Origin of the sequence: Micromonospora sp. NPDC052213 (assembly GCF_040679695.1) — a bacterium.
Lineage (GTDB): Bacteria > Actinomycetota > Actinomycetes > Mycobacteriales > Micromonosporaceae > Micromonospora.
The window spans coordinates 1-6,065 of the sequence record NZ_JBFAVI010000263.1 but is presented as its reverse complement, the minus strand read 5'-3'; the positions used below and the strand labels follow the sequence as shown (position 1 = coordinate 6,065).

Annotated in this window: 3 protein-coding genes; all 3 read right to left on the bottom strand. The window is 74.9% G+C overall.

Annotation, left to right across the window (positions count from 1 at the left end; all coding sequences use genetic code 11):
• A partial coding sequence (locus AB0L34_RS32390; RefSeq protein WP_363709314.1) for a polyketide synthase occupies positions 1-1,073 on the bottom strand: 1,073 nt, incomplete at its 3' end.
• Positions 1,051-4,365, bottom strand: coding sequence for an amino acid adenylation domain-containing protein (locus tag AB0L34_RS32385; RefSeq protein ID WP_363709312.1), 3,315 nt, complete (start codon positions 4,363-4,365; stop codon positions 1,051-1,053). The genes AB0L34_RS32385 and AB0L34_RS32390, both read right to left, overlap by 23 nt.
• Positions 4,362-6,065, bottom strand: a 1,704-nt coding sequence (locus tag AB0L34_RS32380; RefSeq protein ID WP_363709310.1) for an acyltransferase domain-containing protein, incomplete at its 5' end; no start/stop codon positions are given. The genes AB0L34_RS32380 and AB0L34_RS32385, both read right to left, overlap by 4 nt.

The window sequence follows — 6,065 nt, the reverse complement described above, 5'->3', positions numbered from 1 at the left end:
TCCGCATCCACCCGAAAAGCCCGCGTCAACCCCGCCACCTCAATCGGATCCCCCAACGGCGTCCCCGTCCCATGCGCCTCCACAAAACCCACCGACGACGCCGACACCCCCGCCACCGCCAACGCATCCGCCACCACCTGCGCCTGACCCACCGCAGACGGCGCCGTAAAACCCGCCTTACCACCACCGTCGTTGTTCACCGCCGAACCCCGCACCACCGCATGCACCACATCCCCCGCCGCCACCGCATCCACCAACCGCCGCAACACCACGACACCCACGCCGCTGCCGCCGACGATGCCGCTCGCGTTGCGGTCGAACGCCCGGCAGTGCCCGTCCGGGGACAGGCCGGTGCCCTCGCGGTAGACGTGGCCGACGTTCTCCGGGATCTTCACGCCGACGCCGCCGGCCAGCGCCATGTCGCACTCCCCCGCCAGCAGCGACTGGCACGCCTGGTGGATCGCCACCAACCCCGTCGAGCACGCCGTCTGGATCGTCATCGCGGGGCCGTGCAGGTCCAGCTTGTACGCGACCCGGGTGGCCAGGAAGTCGTCGTTGGAGCTGATCATCATGGGCAGGTAGTCGAGGTAGAACGCCTGCGCCAGCGCGGGATTGCGCATCATGTTGTAGAGCGAGTACGTGTTCATGGACTGGCCGGCGTAGACGCCTATCCGGCCCGGGAAACGCGCCGGGTCGTACGCCGCGTCCTCCAACGCCTCCCACGCGCACTCCAGGAACAACCGGTGCTGCGGATCCGTCATCTCCGCCTCGTGGGCGTTGAAGCCGAAGAACTCGGCGTCGAACAGCTCCACGCCGTCCAGCCGGGCCTTCGCCGGCACGTAGTTCGGGTGCGAGTACACCGACTCCGGCACGCCCGCCGCCGCCAACTCCTCCGGCGAGAAGAACGTCACCGACTCCACCCCGGCGCACAGGTTCCGCCAGAACTCCGCCACGTTCGACGCCCCGGGGAAACGGCCCGCCAGGCCGACCACCGCCAGGGCGTTCTCCAGTTCCTCGGGCAGGTCCGCGGTGGTGGTGCCCGGGTTGGTCTCAGCGGTTCGGGCCGGCGTCATGGGCTTCCCCTCTCGGTGGCTGGTGGATGGCCGGGCCGGTTCGTGGCCGGAGCCGGTGAGCGGACCGCCGTCGGCGGCCGTACTCCGCGTCGATGGCCGGTACGGCACCGGCCGGCGCGGCGGCGGCCGGACCGGCCGCCGCGTCGAGGTACGTGGCCAGCCCGACGATGGTCGGGACCTCGAAGATGGTCAGCAGCGCCACGTCCACGCCGAACCGGTCGGCGAGGGTGCGCTGGAGTTCGACCGCGAGCAGCGAGTGGCCGCCCGCGTCGAAGAAGTTCTCGTGCGGGCCGCAGTCGCGGCCCAGCAGGTCGCGCCACACCTCGGCGACCCGGCGGGCGGTGGCCCCCAGCGGCGCGCCCGGCCCGGCGGCGCCGGCGGTCAGGTCCGTCCCGGACGTCTGCGCCAGGGCCCGCCGGTCCACCTTGCCGTTGCTGTTCAGCGGCAGCGCCGGCAGCGCGACGTACCGGGCGGGGACCATGTACGCGGGCAGCGTGGCCGCGCACCACGACCGCAGTTCCGCGGCGTCCGGCGCGTCGTCGGCCCGGCCCACCAGGTAGGCCACCAGGTGCCGGCGCACCGGGTCGGCGCCCTCCAGCAGGACCGCCACGTCGGCGACCGACCGGTGCCGGCGCAGCGTCGCCTCGATCTCGCCCAGCTCGATGCGGTAGCCCCGCAGCTTGACCTGGTTGTCGGAGCGGCCGAGGTACTGGACGACGCCGTCGGGGAGCAGCCGCACCACGTCCCCGGTCCGGTACAACCGGGCGCCGGGCGGGCCGAACGGGTCGGGCACGAAGCGGGCGGCGGTGGTGGCCGGCGCGCCGAGATAGCCGTGCGCCACCCCGGCGCCGCCCACGTACAGCTCCCCCGGCACGCCGGGCGGCACCGGCTCGCCGGCGGCGTCCAGCACGTACAGCCGGGTGTTCGGGGTGGGACGGCCGATCGGGACGGGCCGCTCGCCGCGCCGGACGCGGTGGCCGGCGGCCCACACCGTCGTCTCGGTGGGGCCGTACATGTTCCAGACCTCGGGGCACCGGTCGAGCAGTTGCTCGGCGAGTTCCGGGGTGAGGGCCTCCGCGGTGGAGACCGCCAGCCGCAGGTCGCCGCCCGCCCAGCCGGCGGCGACGAGCAGCCGCCAGGTGGAGGGCGTGCCGTCGAGCACGGTCACCCGGTGCTCCCGGACGAGCCGGCGCAGGCTGTCGCCCTGGCGGACGTCGTCCTCCGTGGCGAGGACCACGTGCGCGCCGACGGTGAGGGGGGCGAGCACCTCGTAGAGCGCGATGTCGAAGCAGATGGTGCTGACCGCGAGGACCACGTCGGTCGGCAGCAGGCCCGGGCAGGTCCGGACCCCGACCAGGAAGTCGACGACGGCCCGGTGCGGCACCAGCACGCCCTTCGGCCGCCCGGTCGAGCCGGAGGTGTGCAGCAGGTAGGCCGGCGCGTCGGGGTCGACCCGGGGCAGCGGGGTGTCGGGCGCCGCGTCGTCGGCCGGGGCGTGCGGCGGGCACGTCCGCCGGCCGGGGAAGCGGTCGGCCCACTCGTCCGCGGTGACCACCAGCTCGGCGCCGGCGTCGTCCAGCAGGTCGGCGTGCCGCCCGGCCGGGTGCGCCGGGTCGAGGGGCAGGTACGCCGCCCCGCAGCGCAGCACCGCCAGCAGGGCCATCACCAGGTCGGCGCCGCGGGGCAGGCAGACCCCGACCAGCCGGCCCGGGCCGGCGCCGGCCGCGCGCAGCCGGTGGGCCAGCCGTTCCGCCCGCTCGTCCAGCTCGCGGTAGCTGTGCGCCCGCCCGCCGCAGGTCAGCGCGACCGCGTCCGGGGTGCGGGCGGCCTGCGCCGTCACGAGGTCGTGCACGCAGGCGGTGGGCACCGGCACGGCGGTGTCGTTCCAGGCGACGGTGACGCGGTGGTGCTGCGCGGTGTCCAGCAGCGGCAGCCGGGCCACCGGCCGGTCGGGGTCGGCCACGGCGTGCCGCAGCGCGACGACGAACTGGTCGGCCAGCCCCCGCACGGTGTCGGCGTCGAACAGGTCGGTGGCGTACTCGACGATGCAGAAGACCGCGTCGTCGCCGGTGCGGTGGGCGTAGAACGACAGGTCGAACTGGGAGTTGCCGCTGTGCTGCGGGATCGGCGTGACGACCAGCTCGCCGGTCCGGAACGGCCGCATCGGCTCGTCCTGCCAGCTGAACAGGGTCTGGAAGACGGGGTGCCGGCTGAGGTCACGCACCGGGTGCAGCGCGTCGACCAGCATCTCGAACGGCACGTCCTGGTGGGCGAAGTCGGCCGACAGGTCGCCGCGCACCCGGTCGAGCAACTGCCGGAGGGTCGGCTCCCCGTCGAGCCGCGTACGCAGGGCCAGGGTGTTGGCGAAGAAGCCGAACAGGTGCTCCAGCTCGGGTCGGGTGCGGTTCGCCACCGGCGTGCCGATGACCAGGTCCTGCTGGCCGGACCAGCGGGACAGCACCACCGCGAAGACGGCCAGGCCGAGCATGAACGGGCTGACCTGCTCGGCGCGGCTGAACCGTTGCAGGGCGGCGGCCAGGTCGGCGGGCAGGTCCAGCCGCAGGGTGGCGCCGCGGTGGCTCTGCACGGCGGGCCGGGGCCGGTCGGTGGGCAGGTCCAGCACCAGCGGCGCGCCGGCCAGCCGGTCCCGCCAGTACCCGAGCTGCCGCTCCAGGACCGGCCCGGTCAGGTACGCGCGCTGCCAGGCCGCGAAGTCGGGGTACTGCAACGGCAGGTGGGGCAGCCGCGGCTGCCGGCCCGCCAGCAGGGCCGCGTAGCCCTCCGCCAGTTCCTGCGCCAGCACGCCACCGGACCAGCCGTCGGCGATGATGTGGTGCATCGTCACCAGCAGCACGTGCTCGTCGGCGGCGAGGCGGACCAGCAGCGTACGGATCAGCGGGCGGCGCAGGTCGAACGGTTTCCGGGCGCGCGCGGCGACGGTCTCGTCGAGTCGCGCCGGGCGCCGGTCGTCGGGCACCGCCGTCAGGTCCAGCGTCTCGATCGGGGTGTCGTCGACCGGCTCGACCACCTGGACCGGCTCGTCGCCGTCGTCGTGGATGGTCGTGCGCAGCGCCTCGTGCCGGGTACGGATCAGGCGCAGTGCCTGGTCCAGCGCCGCGACGTCGAGCGGGCCGGACAGGCGCAGCGTGATCGCCATGTTGTGCACGCCGGCGTCCCGGCCCACCAGCCGGTCCAGGAACCACAGCCGGCGCTGCTGGAACGACAGTGGGGCGGGCCGCCCGGGGGGCCGGAGCGGGATCGAGGTGGCGGTGGTGCCGCGGGTCGCCGTCATCGCCCCGCCTCCGACGGGTCCGCCTCGCTCATCAGCCGTTCGGCGTCGGAGTCGGAGAGCCCTTCGAGTTCGGCGAGGAGCCGGTCCTGGAGCAGGTCGGCCTGCTGGGCGACGGTGCGCCGGGCGAAGGCCTCCGCGACGGTGATCGGGACCTGGAAGGTGTCCTGGAGGCGGGCGACCAGCCGGCCGGTGAGCAGCGAGTCCCCGCCCAGCAGCAGGAAGTCGTCGAAGACGCCGATCTCCCGGTAGCCCAGCAGTTCCCGCCACGCCTGCGCGACGGTCTCCTCGATCTCGGTGCGCGGTGGTTCGTACTCGGTGGGCAGGTCGGGCCGGTCGTGCTTCGGCCCGGCCGTCGCCGGCGCCTCGTGGGCGACGGGCGTCGATCCGTTGAGCAGGCTGTAGCGGCGGCGCTCGAACGGGTAGGTCGGCAGGGGCACCCGGCGCCGCTGCTCGCCGGCGGAGAAGGCGGTCCAGTCGATCGCCGCCCCGGCCAGCCAGAGCCGGGCCAACGCGCTCAACAGCGTCTCGTTCTCGTCCTGCTCGGGGGCGGCGGGCAGGGAGGCCACGATGGAGGTGGTGGTTTCGGCGCCGGCCGCCCGGCTCATCGCCAGGGCCATCGTGCCGAGCGCGTGCCCCGGCCCGACCTCCAGGAACGCGGCGTCCGGCAGGGCGGCGGCGGCCCGCAGGTTGTCGCCGAAGCGGACGGTGGCCCGCAGGTGGCGCACCCAGTAGCCGGGGTCGGTGGCCTCGGCGGCGGTGAGCCAGGTGCCGGTGACGTTGGAGCCGACCCGCGCCTGCGGGGGCCGCAACGTGACCGTGGCCATGTGCGCCGCGAACTCGGCGAGCAGCGGGTCCAGCATCCGGGTGTGCGCCGCCTGGCGGACCCGGACCAGTTTGGCGCGGACCCCGTCGGCGTCCAGCGCCGCCCGGGCCGCCTCGACGGCGGCGGCCGGGCCGGAGAGCACGGTCTGCTCGGGTCCGTTGACGGCCGCGACGTCGAGGGCGTCGCCGGCGTACCGGGCGGCGTCGTGCTCGGGGAGGTTGACGGCGAGCATGGCGCCGTCGGGCAGCCGGTCGATGAGCTGGCCGCGCAGGGCCACGGTGTCGATGGCGTCGGCGAGGTCGAACACGCCGGCCAGGCAGGCGGCCACGTACTCGCCGCTGCTGTGCCCGAGCATCGCCTCCGGGCGTACGCCCCACGACTGCCAGAGCACGGCCAGGGCGTACTCCACCGCGAACAGCGCGGTCAGCCGGCCCGCCGTGGTGTCGAGGATCTCCGCCGCACGGCGGTCGCCGTCGGGGGCGAGCACCGCCTCGCGCAGGTCGTAGCCGAGCCGGGCGAGGGCCAGATCGGCGCAGCGGTCCAGGTGCTCGGCGAAGACCGGCTCGGTGGCGTGCAGCTGGCGCCCCATGCCGACGTACTGGCTGCCACCGCCGGGGAAGAGGAACACCAGGGCGGGTGGGAGGTCGCCGGCCCGGCCGGTCAGCAGCCGCTCGGGGTCCGCTCCGGTGAGGGCCGCCGCGGCCTGGGTGGCGTCGCGGCAGACCACCGCCCGCCGACGCTCGAAATGCCGACGACCCACCTGCAACGTGTACGCCACATCAGCCAACCCCACCCGGCCATCAGCCAGCACCCCACCGACCCGACGACCCACCTCCACCAACGCCGACGGCGTCCGCCCCGACACCACCACCACCTG

What these genes read in the sequence shown, in the direction of transcription:
- AB0L34_RS32385 (WP_363709312.1), bottom strand. Translation starts at nt 4,365, where the DNA reads ATGACGGCGACCCGCGGCACCACCGCCACCTCGATCCCGCTCCGGCCC.